Source organism: Micromonospora aridisoli (assembly GCF_056150025.1).
On sequence record NZ_JAXCFK010000006.1, the window covers coordinates 346,762 to 367,488 of the forward strand.

The window sequence follows — 20,727 nt, forward strand, 5'->3', positions numbered from 1 at the left end:
GTCTAGGGGAGCGTTGATCCGTGTCGATTCTTGAAAAGTTCCTCCGCGCGGGCGAGGGGCGCATGGTGCGCCGCCTCAAGGCGATCGCCGCCGCCGTCAACTCGATCGAGGACGACTACGTCAACCTCACCGACGATGAGCTGCGCGACATGACCGAGCACTTCCGGGAGCGGCTCGCCGAGGGCGAGACCCTGGACGACCTGCTCCCCGAGGCGTTCGCGGTGTGTCGGGAGGCGGCGGCGCGGGTGCTCGGCCAGCGGCCGTACGACGTGCAGGTGATGGGTGGCGCGGCGCTGCACTTCGGCAACATCGCCGAGATGAAGACCGGTGAGGGCAAGACCCTGACCTCGGTGATGCCGGTCTATCTCAACGCGCTGTCCGGCAAGGGCGTGCACGTGGTCACGGTCAACGACTACCTGGCCCAGCGTGACGCCGCGTGGATGGGACGGGTGCACGAGTTCCTCGGGCTGACCGTCGGCGTGGTGCTGCCCAACCGGCCGGCTGTCGAGCACCGTGCGGCCTACGAGTGCGACATCACCTACGGCACGAACAACGAGTTCGGCTTCGACTACCTGCGCGACAACATGGCCTGGTCGAAGGATGAGCTGGTCCAGCGGGGTCACAACTTCGCCGTGGTCGACGAGGTCGACTCGATCCTGATCGACGAGGCCCGTACGCCGCTGATCATCTCCGGTCCGGCCGAGCACTCCGCCCGCTGGTACGGCGAGTTCGCCGCCGTGGTCGCCCGCCTCCAGGCGGGCAAGGACGGCGAGGGCGACTACGAGGTCGACTACGCCAAGCGCACCATCGCGGTGACCGAGCGGGGCGTGGCCAAGGTCGAGGACCGGCTCGGCATCGACAACCTCTACGAGTCGGTGAACACTCCGCTGGTCGGCTACCTGAACAACGCGATCAAGGCCAAGGAGCTCTACAAGCGCGACAAGGACTACATCGTCAGCGACGGCGAGGTCCTGATCGTCGACGAGTTCACCGGCCGCATCCTGCACGGTCGCCGCTACAACGAGGGCATGCACCAGGCGATCGAGGCCAAGGAGGGGGTGGAGATCAAGCAGGAGAACCAGACCCTGGCCACCATCACCCTGCAGAACTACTTCCGCCTCTACGACAAGCTCGCCGGCATGACCGGTACCGCACAGACCGAGGCGGGCGAGTTCAACAAGGTCTACAAGGTCGGCGTGGTGACCATCCCGACCCACCGGCCGATGGTCCGGGAGGACCGGGCCGACGTGATCTACAAGACCGAGAAGGCCAAGTTCAACGCGGTGATCGAGGACATCGCCGAGCGCCACCAGGCCGGGCAGCCGGTACTGGTCGGCACCGTCTCGGTGGAGAACTCCGAGATCCTGTCCCAACTGCTGCGCCGCCGGGGCATCCCGCACTCGGTGCTCAACGCGAAGTTCCACGCCCGGGAGGCGGAGATCGTCGCCCAGGCCGGTCGCAAGGGCGCGGTCACGGTGGCCACGAACATGGCCGGTCGAGGCACCGACATCCTGCTCGGCGGCAACCCCGAGTTCCTCGCGGCCAGCGAGCTGCGCCAGCGCGGCCTGGACCCGCTGGAGAACGCCGAGGAGTACGACAAGGCGCTCGAAGAGGTCCTGCCGAAGTGGAAGCAGGCCTGCGACGCCGAGGCCGAGGAGGTCGCCGCCGCCGGTGGGCTCTACGTGCTGGGCACGGAGCGGCACGAGTCCCGGCGGATCGACAACCAGCTGCGCGGCCGGTCCGGCCGGCAGGGTGACCCGGGTGAGTCGCGGTTCTACCTGTCCCTGCAGGACGAGCTGATGAAGCGGTTCCGCTCCGGTGCGGTGGAGGCGGTCATGGACCGCTTCAACATCCCGGAGGACGTGCCCATCGAGTCGAAGATGGTCACCCGCCAGATCAAGAGCGCGCAGGCCCAGATCGAGGGGCAGAACGCCGAGATCCGGAAGAACGTCCTCAAGTACGACGAGGTCATGAACAAGCAGCGCCAGGTGATCTACGCCGAGCGGCTGCGCGTACTCAACGGCGAGGACCTCTCCGACCAGGTGCGCAACATGATCGACGACACCGTCGAGGCGTACGTGCGGGGGGCCACCTCGGACGGCTACGCCGAGGACTGGGATCTCGAGCAGCTGTGGTCCAGCCTCAAGCAGCTCTACCCGGTGGGCGTCACCATCGAGGAGCTGGAGGAGGAGGCCGGCGGGTCGCGGGCCAGCATCGACGCCGATTTCCTGGTGGCCCGGCTCAAGGAGGACGCGCACGCGGCGTACGACCGGCGTGAGGAGCAGCTCGGCGCCGAGGGCACCCGGCAGCTGGAACGGATGGTGCTGCTCCAGGTCATCGACCGCAAGTGGCGCGAGCACCTCTACGAGATGGACTACCTCCAGGAGGGCATCTCGCTGCGGGCGTACGCCCAGCGCGACCCGGTGGTGGAGTACCAGCGCGAGGGCTTCGACATGTTCGCCACCATGATGGAGGGCATCAAGGAGGAGACCGTCGGCTTCCTCTACAACCTCGAGGTGCAGGTCAACGAGCCGGAGCCCGAGGCCGAAGAGGTCCAGCTGCTGGACAAGCCGGTGGAGATCCGGGCCAAGGGCCTGGGCCGTGCGCCGCAGCAGCAGGGGCTCCAGTACTCCGCACCGACCATCGACGGTGAGGCTGGCGCTGGTGGCGTCGCCGTGCAGCGTGAGGAGCAGCGGGCGCCCGCGCTCGGCATCGGCCGCCCGGATCCGGCCACTCCGGCCGCACCGGGACGGACGGCACCGAACGCGCCGCAGCGTCCGGCAGGCGGCCTGCGTGGCCCGGCGGTCCCGGTCGGCGCGGCCCGTCAGCCGGCCCCGGGGCAGGCGAGTGCCAGCAACGGCCCGTCCCGCAACGCGCCGTGCCCGTGCGGCTCCGGTCGCAAGTACAAGCGCTGCCACGGTGCCCCCGGCGGTACCTCGGCCAGCTAGGAAACCCGGCTAGGACGATCGTGCTCGATCCCGGATCGAGTGGCCCCCGCGAACACGGCCACTCGATCAGGGATCGGGCACGATCCCGTTCGGCCCGTGAGCCGGCGAACGTCAGAGGACCCGCAGATCCGTACAGAGCCAGCTGCCGCGCCGGTGCTCCAGGCGCAACGCCATCGCCCAGCTACGGTCACCGGCCCCGGTGAGCACCGCGGCGGCCTCGACGGCGGCCGGGCGAGGCTCGCAGACGCGGAGCCGACGCAGCCGGACCCCGGGGCGTGCCGAGCGTCGTCGGGGCGTTGCCGCGCGGGCGGTGGCGCGGGCCAGTTCGGGTAGCAGCACCGCGGCCCGGGTGGGATCGAGTTGACGCCGTAGCTGCACCGGAGGCCGGAAGCCGTTGACCACCTCCAGGCAGGTGGCGACGAAGCGGTGGGCGATCCGGGTGGCCGCCGGGGTGGCCGTGGCGAGTGCCCCGGTCGGCAGGTGCCGGGCCGGCGCCTGCCCGGCCCTCGACGAGGAGGCCTGGCCGCGGTCGACGGACCCACCCGGCCGGCTGCCGGATCCCGTGGTGACCCGTGGCCCGGCCGGCCGATCCGGTCCGCTTCCCGCCGGCCACCGGCGACCGGGGGCGAAGAGGTCGAGGGCGAGCTGACCGTCCGCCGGGCGGGGCCAGTCGGTGGTGACCTCGTCGAGGAAGGGCGGCTCGAAGGCCGGCGCGGGACGCAACCGCACGGGTGGGCGTGCTGGCCCGGGTCTCCGGAGGTCGGTCATCGCGCTGCCCCCTGCCGTCTAACCGTCATTAGTCTGCGTTTGCTTGCGTTTGCCTTCGACAGGTCTGATTCTCGAACATGACAGAGCTGACGGTCAATGCCGTGGTGTGGTCCTACCGTTACTCGGGATCGCGTTCGGCCAGCGGGTTGTCGCGCACCCACTCGGCGGTCTCCGCGTACTTGCGTTGGATGTACTCCTCCAGGCGGGCCCGCTCGACGCGCCACTGCCCCCGGCCACCGATCTTGATCGCGGGCAGCTCGCCGCTGCGCACCATGTGGTAGACCTGCGAATCCGACACGTTGAGCTCGGTGGCCACGTCGGACAGGAGCAGGAACCTCGGTTCCACCGAAACTCCCCGGGTTGACGTCGTTCGCCTCAGTTTGCCACCGGTCAACGCTCGCGACCAATCCGTCCCGCCCCCGGGTGACGTCCCGACGGACACACCGGCTCACGGCCGGAACTTCCACGAGAGCGGTACGAGGTGTATGACGGTCAGGGCGAACGGCACGGCCGTACGTCCCGGCCGGCGGTGTCGCCGGCGGACGGAGCAGAGCGGGGGAGAGCAGTGACCGACGAGCTTGTCCGGGTCTACGTGCCGGCGACCGTGCCGATGCTGGGCCGGCTGCCGGAGCACGGCCTCGCCGCCACGCAGGCGCACGCGGTGACCCCGATGCTGCGCGAGTGGTACGCGGAGGGCGACGAGGAGGAGTTGGAGTACGTCGCCTTCACCCGCGCCGCCCAGGACGCCCTTCAACTGATCCGCCACGACCCGGCCGCGCCGCGTCGACGGGTGGTCGTCTCGGCGGACCTACCGTCGACGACGATCGGTCGGGGCGACGGGGAACTGGGATCCAGCGTGGTGGAGTTGCGCGCGCCGGTGCCCGTCGCCGCCGTCGCGGCCGTCCACGTGGACGGGGTGGACGCCGCCGACGACGTCGCCGCGGCCGTCCAGGTGGTGCTGGAGGCGTTGGCCGGTGACCCCGACGCGCAGTTCACCGTCGACGGCGCCGAGGACCACGAACTGGAGTGGTACGACCCGAGCGAACTGGAGTCGTTGCTACGCGCCGCCGCCACCGAGAACTGACCGCCGCACCACCGCCGTCAGGGGCGGTCGTCACCGGCCTCGCCGTGGCCGGCCGCCGGGGACGCCTCGTCGTCGTCGGGCGTGCCGAGCGTCCGGCCGAAGCTGACCACGGCGGTCAGGGCGCCGACGAAGAGCACCCAGATGGCGTTGTCCACCCGCGACGTGCCGAGCGAGGTCTGCGCCACCGCGTCGGCGTCGCTGAGCGCGGCGGCCAGGTCGATCAGCGAGCGCCCACCGATCCGGATGATCACCTCGGTGAGCAGGAGCAGGAGTCCCGCCCCCGCGCCCGCCACCAGGTACGCCGGCCAGCGCAGCCCGGGCTCGCCGCCGTCGCGTACGGCCCGACGCCGGGCCCAGGTGAGGTAACCGAAGGCCAGCGCACCGGCGATGAGCCCGGCCAGCAGGGACTCGGTCCGGGAGACCCAGCCGGCCGCCCGGAACAGCGACTGCTGACTGTCGCCGGCGCCGAAGAGGTTGAACAGTGGATCCCGGGCCACGCTGAAGGCCACCACGAAGATCAGCGCCCCCAGCGCGGCGGTGGCCACGGCACCGACCACGGCCCCGTTGCGGGCACCGGCGAGTGCGCCGCCGATGACGGCCGCCGCGGCCGTGGTGCCGGCGATCGTGCGGGTGGTGACGTCGCCCGCGTAGGTGAGGTCGATCGCGAGCGCGGCGAGCAGCCCCACCAGCAGGCCGGCGCCGAGCGTCGCCGCGAAGCGCAGCGTGACCCGCCCGGTTCGGCGGGCGACCGGTTCGCCGACGGCCAGCCCGACGGCCGCGCCGGCCACCAGCGCCGCCGAGATCACGCCGGGCAGCGCGAAGGCCGAGAGACTGACCGCGGTGACGCCCGCCGTCGCCGAGCCGATGGCCTCGCGGGTCGACCAGAGCATCGCGGCCAGCCAGCCGGCCGCCAGCAACGCCAGCACCGGTGCTCCCGGTGCGGGGGCCGGGCGATCGGCGTCGGTGTGGTCGCCGACGCCCGGGACGGCGGTCGCGGATGAGTCGGGCTGAGCGGCGGTCGACCCACCGGGCTCGTTGCTCATCGTCTCCCCTTCATCACCGGGCCCGACCGGGCCGGAACGTCCACGGCAACCCAGCGTACGCGGCCGGGAGGGAGGGGCACCCGAAGCCCGCGTGGCCTGCATTCCTTCGGTGAGATGCCCCCTTCGGGTACGAATCGGTGCCGGTGGCCGTGAGTCGCTTCCTGATCAATGGTCTCCGTGTGGCCGGGGTGTGATCGACCGACGCGGGGCGTGGGAAGATTGGCGCAGGTCCCGCCGCCGCGGGGCCGGTTTCGCCACCGCCGTCGAGATCGCCAGGAGCCCTGATGGACGCCGTGTTCTCCGTACCCGAGCCACGCAATGAGCCGGTGCGCACCTATGAGCCGGGTAGCACCGACCGCGAACGTCTCCAGCGGCGACTCACCGAACTGGCCGCCGAACGCATCGACCTGCCGATGACCATCGCGGGCGAACAGCGGATGGCCGGCGGCGAGCCGATCCAGGTGGTGCAGCCGCACCGGCACGCTCACGTGCTCGGGGTGACCGGGCACGCCACCCACGACGACGCGCGTGCCGCGGTCAAGGCCGCCAAGGACGCCGCGCCGGGTTGGCGTGCGCTGCCCTTCGAGGAACGGGCCGCGATCTTCCTGCGCGCCGCCGAACTGCTCGCCGGACCGTGGCGGGACACCCTCAACGCGGCCACCATGCTCGGCCAGTCGAAGACCGCCGTACAGGCCGAGATCGACTCGGCCTGCGAGTTCATCGACTTCCTGCGGTTCAACGTGCACTTCGCCCGCAAACTGCTGGCCGAGCAGCCGATGTCCTCGCCCGGTGTGTGGAACCGCTTCGACCACCGGCCGCTGGAGGGCTTCGTCTACGCGGTCACCCCGTTCAACTTCACCGCCATCGCCGGCAACCTGCCCTCGGCGCCGGCCCTGCTCGGCAACACGGTGGTCTGGAAGCCGGGCCCCACCCAGCAGTTCGCCGCGCACTTCACCATGCGGCTGTTCGAGGCGGCCGGCCTGCCGCCCGGCGTGATCAACATGGTGACCGGCCGCGGCGAGGAGGTCTCCGACGTGGTGCTGGCCGACCCCGACCTGGCCGGCATCCACTTCACCGGGTCCACCAAGGTCTTCCAGCACCTCTGGCGCACCGTCGGGGAGAACATCGCGAGCTACCGCGGCTACCCGAGGCTGGTCGGCGAGACCGGGGGCAAGGACTTCGTGGTGGCCCACTCCAGCGCCGACATCGACGCGCTGCACACCGCGCTGATCCGGGGGGCCTTCGAGTACCAGGGCCAGAAGTGCTCGGCCGCCTCCCGGGCGTACGTGCCGCGCTCGCTGTGGGAGGGTGGCCTGCGTGACCGGCTGGCCGCGACCGCGGACGGGCTGGCCTACGGCGACGTCACCGACTTCAGCAACTTCGGCGGCGCGGTCATCGACGACAAGGCGTTCTCCCGGCACACCGCGGCGTTGGAACTGATCTCCGCCGACGACAGTTGCCGGATCATCGCCGGTGGCACCGCCGACGACTCGGTCGGCTGGTTCGTCCGGCCGACGATCTTCGAGTGCGGCGACCCGGCACACGAGACGTTCACCACCGAGTACTTCGGTCCCATCCTCGGCGTGCACGTCTTCGACGACGCCCGCTTCGACGAGGTGGTCACCCAGGCAGAGGCGATCGCCCCGTACGCACTCACCGGGTCGATCTTCGCCACCGACCGCCGGGTGGTCGACGCGGTGGCGGAGAAGATGCGGTACGCGGCCGGCAACTTCTACATCAACGACAAGCCGACCGGCGCGGTGGTCGGGCAGCAGCCGTTCGGCGGCGCCCGCGCCAGCGGGACCAACGACAAGGCCGGCTCCTGGCACAACCTGGTCCGCTGGATGTCGCCTCGGACGATCAAGGAGACGTTCGTCCCCCCGACCGACCACACCTACCCGCACATGGGCTGAGGATGTAACACCCGCCCCCCGCCCGACGCCGTGAATGGTGTGACAGGAGGGGCCCTTGTCGACCCCGCGCCCGGGAAACCGGGCCGGGGGCGGCCGGGGGCGGCCCTGCCGGGCCGACGCTGATGGACCGTCGCGCGCCGACAGTGCACATAGGAAACCCCAATGGGTGGCGAAAAAGGGAAATCCTGGACGCCGGCCCAGCAAAGTGGCAGCGTGAGGGGCATGGCGGAATCCGGAGTGAACCCCACGGCGGCGGCCCTGCTCGGGCTGCTCCATGAGGGTCCCATGACAGGTGGCCAGTTGATGGCCGCCGCCGAGCGCCGGCTGGCGCCGTACTGGTCGATGACCCGCAGCCAGGTCTACCGTGAGTTGCCGGTGCTGGCCGACCGAGGTCTCGTCCGGCTGGGCAAGCCCGGGCCGCGGATGAGTCAGCCGTACGCGATCACGGCAGCCGGGAAACGGACATTCTCCCGCTGGCTGGCCGAAGACCCGGGGCGGGACACCATCCGCAACCCGATCGCCCTGCGCATCGCCTTCGGGGACCTGCACTCCCCGACGCAGCTGAAGAACCTTCAGGCCGCGGCCAACGAGTACCACACGGACGCGCTCGCCCGGGTTCGCGAGCAGGTCAAGAACGCCAAGAAGGAAGGCGACACGTACGACGCGAGCGCCCTGGAGTTCGCCGTGGCGTACCACCGGGCCGCCCTGTCCTGGCTCAAGAGCGCCGCCGTCAGCTGACCGCAGCTCGGCCGGCCCGCCGGCTCGCTCCTCGTCCGAGCTGGGTTGTTTTGGCTCGTACTGCGGGGCTCGCAAGCTCACTCCTCGTCCGAGCTGGGTTGTTTTGGCTCGTACTGCGGGGCTCGCAAGCTCACTCCTCGTCCGAGCAGTACCCTTGTCTGTCGTGACCGCTGCCGACTTCGCCGAACAGCTCAAGGAACTCGACGCCACCCTGCGCAACATCGAGGCGGTGCTCGACCTCGACCGTCTCCGCGCGGACAAGGCCCGCCTGGAGCAGGAGGCGTCCGCCCCGGACCTCTGGGACGACCAGGCCCGCGCCCAGCAGGTGACCTCGCAGCTGTCGTACGTCAACGGCGAGATCGACAAGCTCGGCAGTCTGCGGTCGCGACTGGACGACGCACGCGTGCTGCTGGAACTGGCCGAGGCCGAGTCCGACTCGGGGGTCCTCACCGAGGTCGAGTCGGAGATCACCGGGCTGACCAAGGCCATCCAGGAGATGGAGGTCCGCACGCTCCTCTCCGGGGAGTACGACTCCCGGGAGGCGCTGGTGGCCATCCGGGCCGGCGCCGGTGGCGTGGACGCGGCCGACTTCGCCGAGATGCTGCTGCGGATGTACCTGCGCTGGGCCGAGCGGCACGGCTACCCGACCGAGGTCTACGAGACCTCGTACGCCGAGGAGGCCGGCCTGAAGTCGGCCACCTTCACGGTCAAGGTTCCGTACGCCTACGGCACGCTCAGCGTGGAGTCCGGCACCCACCGACTGGTCCGGATCAGCCCGTTCGACAACCAGGGGCGGCGGCAGACCAGCTTCGCCGGGGTCGAGGTGCTGCCGGTGGTCGAGCAGACCGACCACATCGACATCCCCGAGAACGAGATGCGGATCGACGTCTACCGCTCCTCGGGTCCGGGCGGGCAGAGCGTCAACACCACCGACTCGGCGGTGCGGATCACCCACATCCCCACCGGCATCGTGGTGACCTGCCAGAACGAGAAGTCGCAGTTGCAGAACAAGGCCTCCGCGCTGCGGGTGCTCCAGGCCCGGCTGCTCGAACGCAAGCGCCAGGAGGAGCAGGCCAAGCTCCAGGGACTCAAGACCGACGCCGCCGGCTCCTGGGGCGATCAGATGCGCTCCTACGTGCTGCACCCGTATCAGATGGTGAAGGATCTGCGTACCGAGCAGGAGACCGGCAACCCGAGTTCGGTCTTCGACGGTGACCTGGACTCCTTCATCGAGGCGGGGATCCGGTGGCGCAAGCAGCAGCAACTGGCCGGCGACCGTGCGTGATCGATCGTGGGCGGAGTGCGTCGACGATCTCCACCTGACGTGCTGATTCGATGACTTGTCCCGCAACGGCGGGGCGTGGGACTTGGCACGACAGTTACACGGCGTAGACTCACCACCCGTGATTCAGCTTGAGCAAGTGACGAAGACGTACCCGAAGGCGTCGCGGCCTTCGCTCGACAACGTGTCCGTGTCGATCGACAAGGGCGAGTTCGTCTTCTTCATCGGCCCATCCGGCTCCGGCAAGTCCACGATCATCAAGATGCTGCTGCACGAGGTGACCCCCAACAAGGGACGCGTCGTCGTCAACGGCAAGGACGTCACCTCGATGCGGTCCTGGAAGCGCCCACACTTCCGCCGCTCGATCGGCTGCGTCTTCCAGGACTTCCGGCTGCTGCCCAACCGCACCGCGTACGAGAACGTGGCCTTCGCGCTGGAGGTGATCGGCAAGACCAAGGCGGTGGCCCGCCGGGTCGTGCCGGAGGTGCTGGAGCTGGTCGGCCTCGGCGGCAAGGAGCACCGCTACCCGCACGAGCTCTCCGGTGGTGAGCAGCAGCGCGTCGCGGTGGCCCGGGCGTTCGTGAACCGTCCACTGATCCTGCTGGCGGACGAGCCGACCGGAAACCTGGACCCGGACACCTCCATCGAGATCATGCGCCTGCTGGACCGGATCAACCGCACCGGCACCACCGTCGTGATGGTCACGCACGACTCCAACATCGTGAACCAGATGCGCCGCCGCGTCATCGAGATCGAGAGCGGCCGCATCGTTCGCGACCAGGCCCGCGGCGTCTACGGGTGACGACACCTACCCACCGCACCCCGATCTGACGACGAACACCTCACGCCGGAGAGCCGGAGGAAATCCCGATGCGGATGAAATACGTCATGTCCGAGGTACTGGTCGGACTGTGGCGCAACGTGACCATGACCATCGCGATGATCATCACGATGGCGGTTTCGCTGACCATGCTCGGTGCCAGCGGCCTGATCTACACCAAGGTCGCCGACATGAAGCAGCTGTACTTCGAGAACATCGAGGTCTCGATCTTCCTGGACGCCGAGGTGACGGACGAGCAGCGCAGCGCGCTCGCCGGCCAACTGGAGGCCGACCCGCTGGTCTCCCAGGTCACGTACGTCAACAAGGACGAGGCGTTCCAGCGCTTCCAGGAGATGTTCCGGGACTCGCCGGACCTGCTCAGCGCGGTCAAGGCGGACCAGCTGCCGGAGTCGTACCGGCTCAAGCTGGTGGACCCGGAGGAGTACAAGACCATCTCCGACCAGTACGCCTCGGTCGAGGGGGTCGACCAGGTCGTCGACCAGAGTCAGGTACTCGACAAGATCTTCAACCTCTTCACCGCCGGGCAGAACATCGCCCTGGTCGCCGCGGTCGCGATGGCCATCGCCGCGCTGCTGCTGGTCGCCAACACGATCCAGGTCGCCGCGTACAGCAAGCGCCGTGAGGTCGCGGTCATGAAGCTGGTCGGTGCCTCCAACTGGTTCATCCAGGCACCGTTCGTGCTGGAGGCGGTGGTCGCCGGCCTGATCGGCTCGATCCTGGGTCTCGGCGCACTGATAGCGCTCAAGATATTCCTGTTCGACGGTGCGCTCAGCGCCCTGCAGGGCCTCTTCGCGCCAGTGAGCTGGGGCGAGGTGTTCCTGACCTTCCCGGTGATGGCCGGTGTCGGTGGTCTGATCAGCGCGATAACCGCCTGGGTCACCCTCCGCTTCTACCTGCGCGTCTAGCGGGGCTCGTAAGCTCGGGGGCCCTTCCGTGCCGGAATAAACGGCGCGGGAGGGCCCTTGTCGTTCGGGTAGCATGATCTCCGCTCTCCGGCCGGCTCGGCCGGCCAGGGCGGCAACACGGAAGGGAGGTGGCGCGGCAATGCCACGGGAAAAGGGGCGCAAGGTCGTCGCCTCCAACAAGAAGGCACGGCACGACTTCGCCATCCTCGACACGTACGAGGCGGGCATGGCGCTGACCGGCACCGAGGTGAAGTCGCTGCGGGCCGGGCGGGCGTCGCTGGTCGACGCGTTCGCCCAGGAACGTGACGGCGAGATCTACCTGCACCACATGCACATCCCCGAGTACGTGCAGGGCACCTGGACCAACCACGAACCGCGACGCACCCGGAAGCTGCTGCTCAAGCGGCTGGAGATCGACCGGCTGATCGGCAAGCTCCGGGAGAGCGGGCTGACCCTGGTGCCGTTGCAGGTCTACTTCTCCGACGGCTGGGCCAAGGTGGAGATCGGGTTGGCCAAGGGCAAGAAGGCGTACGACAAGCGTCAGGACCTCGCCAAGCGGGACGCCGACCGGGAGATCCAGCGGGCGGTCGGCCGGCGAGGTAAGGGGATGGAAGACTGATTTGTCCGAGATCGTCCGGTGGCCGCGTTTCGGCGTGGGCTCGGGATGAATCCGGTTGCGGCAGGCGTTAGGCTTGTCGGAGCCGCCAGCACCGGCGGCCTGTCGAGGGGGTGACTGGTTTCGACTTCGTACGTTGCGGCAGGGGAAGCGAGCCGAGGAAGCCGACGTCGTCTCGAGAATCGTTCGTCGGAAACCAATAAGCGCCAAGAACAATCGCGCTGACTTCGCTCTCGCCGCCTGAGGCGAGTAGCAAGTCTGTCGGCCTGGGAGCGCCTTCGACCCAGTTAGCCGGCATCAGCTAGAAGGCTGGCCAACCGGACCCGGTCGCGGGGTCCGTGCGGCGAGATCAATCAGCGACTGGGCCCGTCACACCGACTCGCTCGCGTGATCGGAGGGGCCGAGTAGAGGCACAGCGAGCTGCGCTCGGAGAAGCCCTGACAAGGCGGCGAAGGACCCGGGTTCGATTCCCGGCACCTCCACCACCTGACTGCGCGCCCCGGTCACCCGACCGGGGCGCGCAGTCGTGTATCGAATGGAACCGTCCGGGGCGACGGTCCGTCAGACCCGGTATGCGCCGCACACTCGCCCTGCTGGGCCTGCCACTGCTGATGATGGCCGGATGTGCCCCGGTGGGCACCGAGCAGACCGGACCTGGCACGTCGAGCGACCGTCACGACGGATTCGAGCAGCGGGCGACGGCGGTCGCCGAGGCGTGGCGCCCGGATGCGGCGTGGACCTCCGGCTACCTGCCGCTCCAGGAGCCCACGGTGCTCGTCGGTGACCCGGAGTTCACGGAGGAGACCAAGGTCGCCTTCCACGCCGGCTGGTACCGGGAGCAGGTGCCGTTGCCGCCCGGGCAGCCGGACGACGGCACGGTCCGGTTCCCGGACGGGGAACTCCGCGTGCCACTCGTCACCGCGGTCGAGGCGTACCGGCAGCTCGACCAGGGAGACCCGCCGCCCTGCCCCGGGCGGCCCAGGGATCCGGGCACACCGCCGCCGGCCAACCCGCCCGACGGACCGGACGCGCCGGTCAGCAGCGAGCCGCTGACCGCCTGCGTCCCGCTGACCGTGACCAGGGTCGAGCTGGGCTCCGTCCCGGTGCACACCAGCCGGGGCGAGGCGCAGGCACCGGCATGGCTGTTCAGCGTCGAGGAGATCAACGCCGTGGTGGCCCGGGTCGCGGTCGCGCCGAGCGCCGTGGCGGCCCTGCCTGAGCCGATCACCCCGTCCGGGCCCACACCGCAGGAGCTGGTCGGCGCGCAGGACATCGCGGCGGTCGACGGAGCGACGCTGACCTTCCGGCTCGGCGTGGGCAGCTGCGACACCGGAATCACCCCGCTGGTGCAGGAGCACGATGATGTCGTCGTGGTCGGCGGCACCGTGGTGCGGGCCACCGGCGCCTGCAACGACATGCTCAAGCTGGAACCGGTCACGGTGACGCTGCGGGCACCGCTGGGAGGCCGTCCGGTCCTGGACGTGGTCGGCGCGGCGCCGCTGCGCTTCGCCGCGGACTGACCCCTCCGGCCGACGCCGTCCGGTCCCGGGACGGCGTCGGCCGGAGCACCATCCGCGCCCGGGGCTCAGAGGATCGGCGGTACGTCGGTGCGGATCGGCACCGGCAGCACGGTCGGCCCCTCCGCCCGCAACGCCGTGGACAGCGCGGCACCGAGTTGATCGGGAGCGTCCACAACGGTGGTGGCACAGCCGTAGCCACGGGCGATCGCGGTGATGTCGACGCCGGGCAGGTCCAGCCCGGGTACGCCCGGGGTGTTCTTGAGTTCGGCGAACGCCTTGAGGATCGCGTACTGCTGGTTGACGGGCACGACGACGGCCAGCGGCAGGCGCAACTGGGCGGCGGTCCAGAGAGCCTGCACCGAGTAGTGGAACGAGCCGTCGCCGATCACCGCGACCACCGGCCGGTGGCGGCCGGTGTCGCGCTGCGCCAGTGCGATGCCGACGGCCGCCGGCAGGCCGTAGCCGAGACCACCGCTGGCCATCGTGAAGTACGACCCGGGAGTGCTGAACCGCAACCGGCGACGCAGCGCCGACAGGTTGGACGGAGACTCCTGCACCAGCACCCCGTCCTCGGGCCAGTGCCGGGCGAGCGCGGCGAAGAGCGCGTCGGCGCTGAGCGGAACAGAATCCTCCACCGGCGACGGTGCGGGCCGGGCCGGCGGTGGCGGTCGGTCCGCTGGCGGCATCAGGTCGGCCAGCGCGGCCAGGGTTAGTCCGGCGTCCCCGAGGAGACTGTCGCCGACCGGCGCGCGGGCCGCCTCCTCCGGATCGTCGGTGACGTGCAGCAGCCGGGCACCGTCCGGCAGGGTCTCGCCGGGCACGTGCGGGTAGTACCGGAACACCGGGGCGCCGACCACCAGCACCGTGTCGTGTCCCCGGAGCTGCTCGGCCAGCGGACCGATGGCGAAGGGCAGCACGCCCCGGAAGTGCGGATGGTCCTCGGGGAAGGCGGTCCGTTCGGGCGCCGGTGCCGACCAGACCGGGGCGACCAGTCGCTCCGCGAGGGCGACCCCGGCCTCCCAGGCCCCGGACCGGTCCACGGCGGCACCGAACACCAGCGCTGGCGACCGGCTCGTCGCCAGCGTCGCGGCGAACCGGCGCAGGCGCTCTGGATCGGGGGCGAACCGGGTCGCCACCGTGCGGACCTGCGGCGGCGGGCCGGCGGGCTGCGCCCAATCGTCCAGCGGCAGGGAGAGGAAGACGGGCCCGGTCGGCGGTTGGACCGCGGTGGCGTACGCCCGCATGAGCGCCGCCGGGACGTCCTGGGCCCGGACCGGCTCGTGGGCCCACTTGACGTAGGGCTGGGGGAGTTCGGTGGGGTGCCGGGCGGTGAGCCGGGGTTCGAGCAGCAGCATCTCCCGGGTCTGCTGGCCGGCGGTGACGATCAGCGGGGTGCGGTTGTGCCAGGCGGTGACGACGTTGCCCATGGCGTTGCCGGTACCGGGCGCCGTGTGCAGGTTGACGTGCGCCGGAGCCCCGGTCACCTGTGCGTACCCGTCGGCCATGCCGACCGCCGACGCCTCGTGCAGCGCGAGCACGTAGCGGAAGTCGTCCGGGAACGCCTGCAGGAACGGCTCCTCGGTGGAACCGGGGTTACCGAAGACGGTGGTCATGCCCAGGGCCCGGAGCAGGTCGTAGGTGGTGTCGCGGACCGTTGCCATCAGTTCTGAATGTATCGGGGTGACTCGGCTGTCCAGGGCTTTTCGGCACTGATCGGGCAACGGCCCCTGCCGCGCACAGCGGCGCCACGCCGCGGTGGCGGCGACCCGCCCCGAGGGCCGTCCGGCCCCGCCCGCCCGTCTGTCGATCACCCGACCGTCAGACCTTCGCCTGGGTCGGGGACGCAGGCTATGGTGCCAGGCATGGCGATGACAGCGCGGATGTCACCGGTTGGACCCACCGTCGACGAGTGTGACCGGTTCCGCCTTTCCGTGCACGGCTGACGGGTGCGCGTGATGCAGGGAGAGGGGCAGGCGATCGGCGGGCGGGCGACGGAGTCGATGACCGGGAAGCTGCTGGTGGCGACACCGGCGCTGAAAGACCCGAACTTCGACCGTACGGTCGTGCTGCTGGTCGCGCACGAGCCCGGCGGTGCGCTCGGTGTGGTGCTCAACCGGGCGACCGAGGTGCCCGTGGCGGACGTGCTGCGTGACTGGGGCGACCTGGCCCGCCACCCGGCAGTGTTGTTCGAGGGCGGTCCCGTACAGCCCGACTCCGCGATCTGTCTGGCCCGGATGCGGCCGCCGGTGCGCCGCCTCAAGGGCTTCCACCAGGTCTCCGGCGCGGTGGGCACCCTCGACCTGTCGGTCGACCCGCAGCGGCTCCGCGAGAACGTGCAGAGCATCCGGGTCTTCGCCGGGTATGCCGGCTGGGGCACCGGGCAGCTGGAGCAGGAGATCGAGGACGGCTCGTGGTTCGTGCTGGAGGCGCTGCCCGGCGACGCGTTCGTCGACCGGCCCGACGATCTTTGGCCCATGGTGCTGCGCCGGCAGGGCGGCATGATGGCCGCGGTCGCGCACTTCCCGCCGGACGTGGCCCTGAACTGACCGACACCGGCGGACACCCCCGCGAGATGACCATGCTGGCGGGCGTGTGTATAGTTCTCCCAGTGCCCGGGCGACCGGGGGCGACAGCAAGGGGCCGTGGCGCAGCTGGTAGCGCACCACACTGGCAGTGTGGGGGTCAGGGGTTCGAGTCCCCTCGGCTCCACCCTTGTTTACGCAGGTCAATCGGCATCAGTCATCGACTGGTGCCGATTTCTGTGATCTCGTGGTCACGGCCGTGGTCACGCAGCGCCCCACACTGCACTTCGGAGATCGGTGTTGAGGTCTCGTCAGAACCGGCCTCTGACCAGGGATCTTTCGACTGCGCGTGTTGTCCGAGTGCTGCCGGGGCGGAATGTGGGGCGCAAGGCAGTGTGGTACCAGGGTGCCGACCTGTGTCGTCAGATACGGCAGCGCCGGTGTGCTGGCGTACCCGCTTGGTGCGTGGCGGGGTGGCTGACCATGATTTGAGTCGCACGGATCGAGGCGAGCCCAAAGGCCGGTGGTCGCCGACGAGATCGAGGCGCAGTATGGGGACTGGAAACGGTGCAACCGGACGCGCCACCTTCGCGAAATCCATCGACGTGTGAGGTTGGCAGGGTTGGTGTTGACCGACTCCGCTCTTCATAAAAGCGAAGGTTATGGAAGATCCTGCATTTTCGGACTCCGCCGATCGCCGGAGAAATTTGCGCAGCATTACATGCGACGACCATGTTGAAGTGCTTGCACTTTACGGATGGTGTTGAAGAAACCCGACTGTGATCTTGAACAGCTCTCCCGCCATTTTCCTGGCGCAGCGGCAACCCTTCGATCACCCATAAGATGCATCATCTGATGCCCTCGCCATGATCGAGCTGCCTGATTCCGTCCTTGGTCCGCGGGGCAGAGCGTTTCGGGATTATGAAGTGAGCTTGAGGCTGCGACTGCACGGTGGCCGGCGCTGTGGCGGCTTCGCGCGCGTGCGGGTGCTAGGCGCCGGGGTTCCGGTTGCGTTCGTCGGTGGTATGCCGCTGTTTGGCTGCCACAGTTCGCGCACGTCGGCCATGGCCCGCAGGATTTCCCCTGCATCCTTTACAAGTCATCATGCCATACAAGATGCAACCGCAACGTTAATAGAGGGTTGTGAAATTCTGTCTGCTTGTCTGCTGCGTGGTTGCGCAGAGCGATTGTCCGGACGCTTAAGCAGGGCGATGTCCGATTTGTGGTTGCAGCTTGTGACCTCTCTTTACCTCGACTGTTCGAGATCGTTACAGTTCGCGCATCGATTGGGATTTATCACGGGGGGTGTCGGATGGCTGAGCGTCTGCATTGGCGTGAGCGGCGGCGTCGTGGCGTGACGCGTGGCTCGGGTGCGGTGTTCGTGGCTATCAGTATTTTGTGTCGTCTGTAGCAGTCAGCGGCAGTTGTGGCCGTTTCACGGGGAGGTTTGCCTTGGGGGTCTTGTTTTCGTCTGTATTCGGTGTAGCGCAGTCACGCTGTTTGAGGTGGTTGGCCGGAGTTTTGGCGGCCTCGTTGGTTGGGGCCGGTCTTGGTGTGGTGGGTTCTGGGTCTGAGCGGGCGCAGGCGTCAACGTCTGGTTCGGAATGTTCGGTGGCACAGGCCGCCGATGAGGCCGCCGCCGCTGCGTTGGCTGCCGAGTGTGGCGTCGCGGTGGAGGCGCTGAGCGAGCGGACCGAGTTCGAGCAGGTGGTGGTCAACCCGTCGGGTTCGCAGACGTTGACGGTGGCGGCGGTGCCGCAGCGGGTGCGCCGGGGCGATGGTTCATGGGCGGCGATAGACCCGACTCTGTCGGTGTCGGGTGGCGCGGTGGTGCCGACGGCGACGTTGACGGATGTGCGGTTCTCCGCCGGTGGATCGGGGCCGTTGGTGACTTGGCGGAAGGACGGTTCGTCGTTCACGGTGTCGTGGCCGTTGGGTGCGTTGCCGGCGCCGAGGTTGCTCGGCGCGACGGCGGTGTACGACGGGGTGTTGCCTGGGGTGAACTTGCATGTGACGGCGTTGCGTGAGGGGTTTACGCATTCGGTGGAAGTCCTGACGCCGGCCGCGGCGGCGAACCCGGCTGTGCGTGGGTTGCGGTACGCGTTGGGCGGCTCGATGCGCGTCGAGCGGGACGCGCGGGGCGGGTTGCGGTTGCTCGACCCAGCCGGGCAGCCGGTGGGGGTCACGCACGCGGCGTCGATGTGGGATTCGTCGCTGGATCCGTCGCTGGCTGGAGAGGTCCGGACGTCGCCTGGCGGCAGCGGAGCGGCGGAGCCGGCGACCGGTGCGGAGCCGGCGGTCACCTCCAAGCGCACCAGCGTCGACGTGCAGGTCGCCGGGTCGGACCTGACGGTGCTGGCGGATGACGAGATGCTGATCGACCCGGACGTCGTCTGGCCGGTGTTCGTGGATCCGCCGTTCAACGGGTTGCGCTCGAAGTGGGCCTATGCGAACAACGCGAACAAGAACTGGGATGTGGGTAACCGGGCGTGGGTGGGTCGCAACTCGGACGACGGTGTGCTGTACCGGTCGTTCTTCGACTTCGATGTCGCTACCTTGCGGGGCACTCAGGTCCTGTCGGCGAAGGTGACGATGAAGCTCGACCACTCGTGGTCCTGCGACCCGACGCCGGTGCATCTGTTCCGCGCCGGTACCGGCGGTCTCTCGGTGAGCAGTGGCGGTCGGGAGGCGTGGGGGGCGCGGCCGTTGCCGTCGCCGTACTGGTTGGGGTCGTGGTCGGGCAACGCGAACGAGGCCGGCGGTTGTGGGTCGATTCAGCCGGACGCGGATGCGGTGTTCGACGCTCCCGGTGTGAGGGCGGATGTGCAGACGCGGGCGACCGAGAACGCCCTGATTTACACGATCGGGTTGTGCGCGTGCAACAGCGAGGGCCAGTACGAGTCGAACCAGGACCGGTGGAAAAAGTTCTATACCGGCCAAACGTATCTGATCGCGACGTACGACAAGCCGCCGAACGCGCCGGTCGCGCAGGCGTTCTCGGCGACGACGGATTGCTACAAGGCGTGCACGTCGCCGGCGGTGGTGCGCACGACGGCGCCGACGCTGCGGGCGAACGTATCGGACCCCTACAACGGAAACCTGAGAACCACCTTCGAGGTCCGCACGTCGGCCTCGGCGTCGGCGACATTGGTGGCGGGCAACGCAGCGGCGCCGACGACAACAGCGGCGCCGGGTACCGCCACGTGGCGGGTGCCGTCCGGGTTGGCCAACGGGTCGACCTACTACTGGCGCGCCCAGTCCAAGGATGAGAACAACCTGGTGGGCGGCTGGTCGGGGTGGCAGACATTGAGCGTGGATACGACACCACCGGTGATCTCGTCGGTGACCTCGGCGCAGTACCCGCTGCGGGAGTGGGGTGCCGTGTTCGGCACCGCCGGAACGTTCGCGTTGTCGGGCGGTTCGGATGTCGCGGACTTCACCTGGTGGGTGGACAGCGGCTCGGCGACCACGGTCGCCGCCTCCGGTGCGAATCCGAAGACGGCGTCGGTGACGCACACCCCGACCAAGGACATGGTCAGCACGCTGAACGTGGTGGCCAAGGACGTCGCCGGTAACACCAGTCCGACGCACCTGCACCAGTTCTGGGTGTCGCCGGTGCCGAACAAGTATGCCCGCTGGAAGTTCGACGAGGCGTCCGGCACCACCGCGGCGGACTCGGGCTCAGGCGGGAGCGCCCTGTCCCCGGGAAGCTTGTCGGGTTCGGTGGCGTTCGGGCCGGGCTACCTCGGTAACGCGGCCTCGTTCACCGGGACCGGCGGTCAGATCACCACCACCGGGCCGGTGCTGGACACGACCAGGAGCTTCACGGTGATGGCCTGGGTCCGCGCAACCGACCTGGCGGCACACGACTACCAGATCGCGTTGAGTCAGGACGGTACGACGGCCAGCCGCTTCCAGCTGATGTACAACAAGGACGCCAACGGCGGCGCGGGTGGCTGGTGTTTCGCCATGCGCCCCACCGACGGCGGAAACTCCACCAGCGCCTGCACGGACGGCTCCGCATGGGGGCTGCCAGCCAACGGAACCTGGGTGCACCTGGCGGGCGTCTACGACGTGACCGCCGGCAAGATCCGTGTGTACGTGATGGGTGATCCACTGCGCTGCGGTGGAGAGAACGCCGAGACGTCCTTCACCGGAACCTGGTCGGCCACCGGATCGTTCGCGATCGGCCGCGGACAGTCGTCGGGTGCGGCCGCGAACCGTTGGCGCGGCCAGATCGATGACGTCCATGCCTACCAACGGACCTTGTCCGCCCTGGAAATCTGCCAGCAAGCCGTCCAGTAATTCCCCACGATCCCGGGCAGCCGTACCGTCATCGGCTGGTCAAGGCTCGACTGCCATCGCGGCGAGGCTGCCCGGGGTCCCCGATTCGTGTCGCCGGCTCGTCACGTTCCCATTTCCGGTTGGTCGCTAGAAGCATGCATAGGGGAGCAGCGCTATGAGGGTTGCAGTCGATGGTCCGCTCCGGCGGACGCAAGCAAGGCTAGGTGTCGGGCGCCGGCTGCGGTGGTTGTCTGCGCCGTTGG

The 20,727-nt window shown here is 69.3% G+C and carries 15 protein-coding genes, 1 tRNA gene and 1 other RNA gene; 13 read left to right on the forward strand and 4 right to left on the reverse strand.

Annotated elements, in window-relative coordinates:
• The first annotated feature begins 20 nt into the window (after positions 1 to 20).
• On the forward strand, positions 21 to 2,948 hold the full coding sequence (gene secA / locus SM447_RS15965) for a preprotein translocase subunit SecA (protein WP_474573572.1): 2,928 nt from the start codon (positions 21 to 23) through the stop codon (positions 2,946 to 2,948).
• 111 nt (positions 2,949 to 3,059) lie between these two features.
• On the opposite strand, the gene SM447_RS15970 is transcribed toward secA, so the two are convergent.
• Together SM447_RS15970 and SM447_RS15975 are read right to left on the reverse strand one after the other, a co-directional pair.
• Entirely contained in the window at positions 3,060 to 3,716 is a 657-nt protein-coding gene (locus tag SM447_RS15970) for an Rv3235 family protein (RefSeq protein WP_474573573.1), read from the reverse strand.
• Positions 3,717 to 3,834: 118 nt separating this feature from the next.
• On the reverse strand, positions 3,835 to 4,062 hold the full coding sequence (locus SM447_RS15975) for a helix-turn-helix domain-containing protein (protein WP_474573574.1): 228 nt from the start codon (positions 4,060 to 4,062) through the stop codon (positions 3,835 to 3,837).
• A 219-nt stretch (positions 4,063 to 4,281) separates the two neighbouring features.
• Here SM447_RS15975 and SM447_RS15980 point away from each other — a divergent pair, with 219 nt between their 5' ends.
• On the forward strand, positions 4,282 to 4,800 hold the full coding sequence (locus tag SM447_RS15980) for a DUF6912 family protein (RefSeq protein WP_474573575.1): 519 nt from the start codon (positions 4,282 to 4,284) through the stop codon (positions 4,798 to 4,800).
• A 17-nt stretch (positions 4,801 to 4,817) separates the two neighbouring features.
• On the opposite strand, the gene SM447_RS15985 is transcribed toward SM447_RS15980, so the two are convergent.
• A complete protein-coding gene (locus tag SM447_RS15985) occupies positions 4,818 to 5,843 on the reverse strand; it encodes a hypothetical protein (RefSeq protein WP_474573576.1) in 1,026 nt (341 codons plus the stop codon).
• 284 nt (positions 5,844 to 6,127) lie between these two features.
• Here SM447_RS15985 and pruA point away from each other — a divergent pair, with 284 nt between their 5' ends.
• The 8 genes from pruA (at position 6,128) to SM447_RS16025 (ending at position 13,658) form a co-directional block, all read left to right on the forward strand.
• Positions 6,128 to 7,756, forward strand: a complete 1,629-nt coding sequence (pruA, locus tag SM447_RS15990) for an L-glutamate gamma-semialdehyde dehydrogenase (RefSeq protein ID WP_474573577.1) — start codon at positions 6,128 to 6,130, stop codon at positions 7,754 to 7,756.
• Between the two features lie 222 nt (positions 7,757 to 7,978).
• Positions 7,979 to 8,494 carry a PadR family transcriptional regulator gene (locus SM447_RS15995; RefSeq protein ID WP_474573578.1) on the forward strand — a complete coding sequence of 172 codons (516 nt, stop codon included), beginning with the start codon at positions 7,979 to 7,981 and terminating at the stop codon, positions 8,492 to 8,494.
• Positions 8,495 to 8,657: 163 nt separating this feature from the next.
• Positions 8,658 to 9,779 carry a peptide chain release factor 2 gene (prfB, locus tag SM447_RS16000; protein WP_474573579.1) on the forward strand — a complete coding sequence of 374 codons (1,122 nt, stop codon included), beginning with the start codon at positions 8,658 to 8,660 and terminating at the stop codon, positions 9,777 to 9,779.
• A gap of 118 nt (positions 9,780 to 9,897) precedes the next feature.
• Positions 9,898 to 10,578 carry a cell division ATP-binding protein FtsE gene (ftsE, locus tag SM447_RS16005; RefSeq protein ID WP_013731749.1) on the forward strand — a complete coding sequence of 227 codons (681 nt, stop codon included), beginning with the start codon at positions 9,898 to 9,900 and terminating at the stop codon, positions 10,576 to 10,578.
• Between the two features lie 68 nt (positions 10,579 to 10,646).
• On the forward strand, positions 10,647 to 11,522 hold the full coding sequence (ftsX, locus tag SM447_RS16010) for a permease-like cell division protein FtsX (protein WP_474573580.1): 876 nt from the start codon (positions 10,647 to 10,649) through the stop codon (positions 11,520 to 11,522).
• A 139-nt stretch (positions 11,523 to 11,661) separates the two neighbouring features.
• Positions 11,662 to 12,141 (forward strand): SsrA-binding protein SmpB, encoded by a 480-nt coding sequence (smpB, locus tag SM447_RS16015; RefSeq protein ID WP_474573581.1) that lies wholly within the window; start codon positions 11,662 to 11,664, stop codon positions 12,139 to 12,141.
• Between the two features lie 106 nt (positions 12,142 to 12,247).
• Positions 12,248 to 12,623: a transfer-messenger RNA gene (gene ssrA, locus SM447_RS16020) on the forward strand.
• A gap of 87 nt (positions 12,624 to 12,710) precedes the next feature.
• Positions 12,711 to 13,658: a hypothetical protein gene (locus SM447_RS16025; RefSeq protein WP_474573582.1), complete on the forward strand. Its 948-nt coding sequence runs from the start codon at positions 12,711 to 12,713 to the stop codon at positions 13,656 to 13,658.
• A 65-nt stretch (positions 13,659 to 13,723) separates the two neighbouring features.
• Here SM447_RS16025 and mdlC read toward each other — a convergent pair whose 3' ends face one another.
• On the reverse strand, positions 13,724 to 15,319 hold the full coding sequence (gene mdlC / locus SM447_RS16030) for a benzoylformate decarboxylase (RefSeq protein ID WP_474573583.1): 1,596 nt from the start codon (positions 15,317 to 15,319) through the stop codon (positions 13,724 to 13,726).
• A 294-nt stretch (positions 15,320 to 15,613) separates the two neighbouring features.
• Between mdlC and SM447_RS16035 the strand changes: the two genes are divergently transcribed.
• The 3 genes from SM447_RS16035 (at position 15,614) to SM447_RS16045 (ending at position 20,485) form a co-directional block, all read left to right on the forward strand.
• Positions 15,614 to 16,204: a YqgE/AlgH family protein gene (locus SM447_RS16035; RefSeq protein WP_474573584.1), complete on the forward strand. Its 591-nt coding sequence runs from the start codon at positions 15,614 to 15,616 to the stop codon at positions 16,202 to 16,204.
• A gap of 90 nt (positions 16,205 to 16,294) precedes the next feature.
• Positions 16,295 to 16,367 (forward strand) — tRNA-Ala (locus SM447_RS16040).
• A gap of 1,424 nt (positions 16,368 to 17,791) precedes the next feature.
• A complete protein-coding gene (locus tag SM447_RS16045; RefSeq protein ID WP_474573585.1) occupies positions 17,792 to 20,485 on the forward strand; it encodes a LamG domain-containing protein in 2,694 nt (897 codons plus the stop codon).
• Positions 20,486 to 20,727 lie beyond the last annotated feature (242 nt).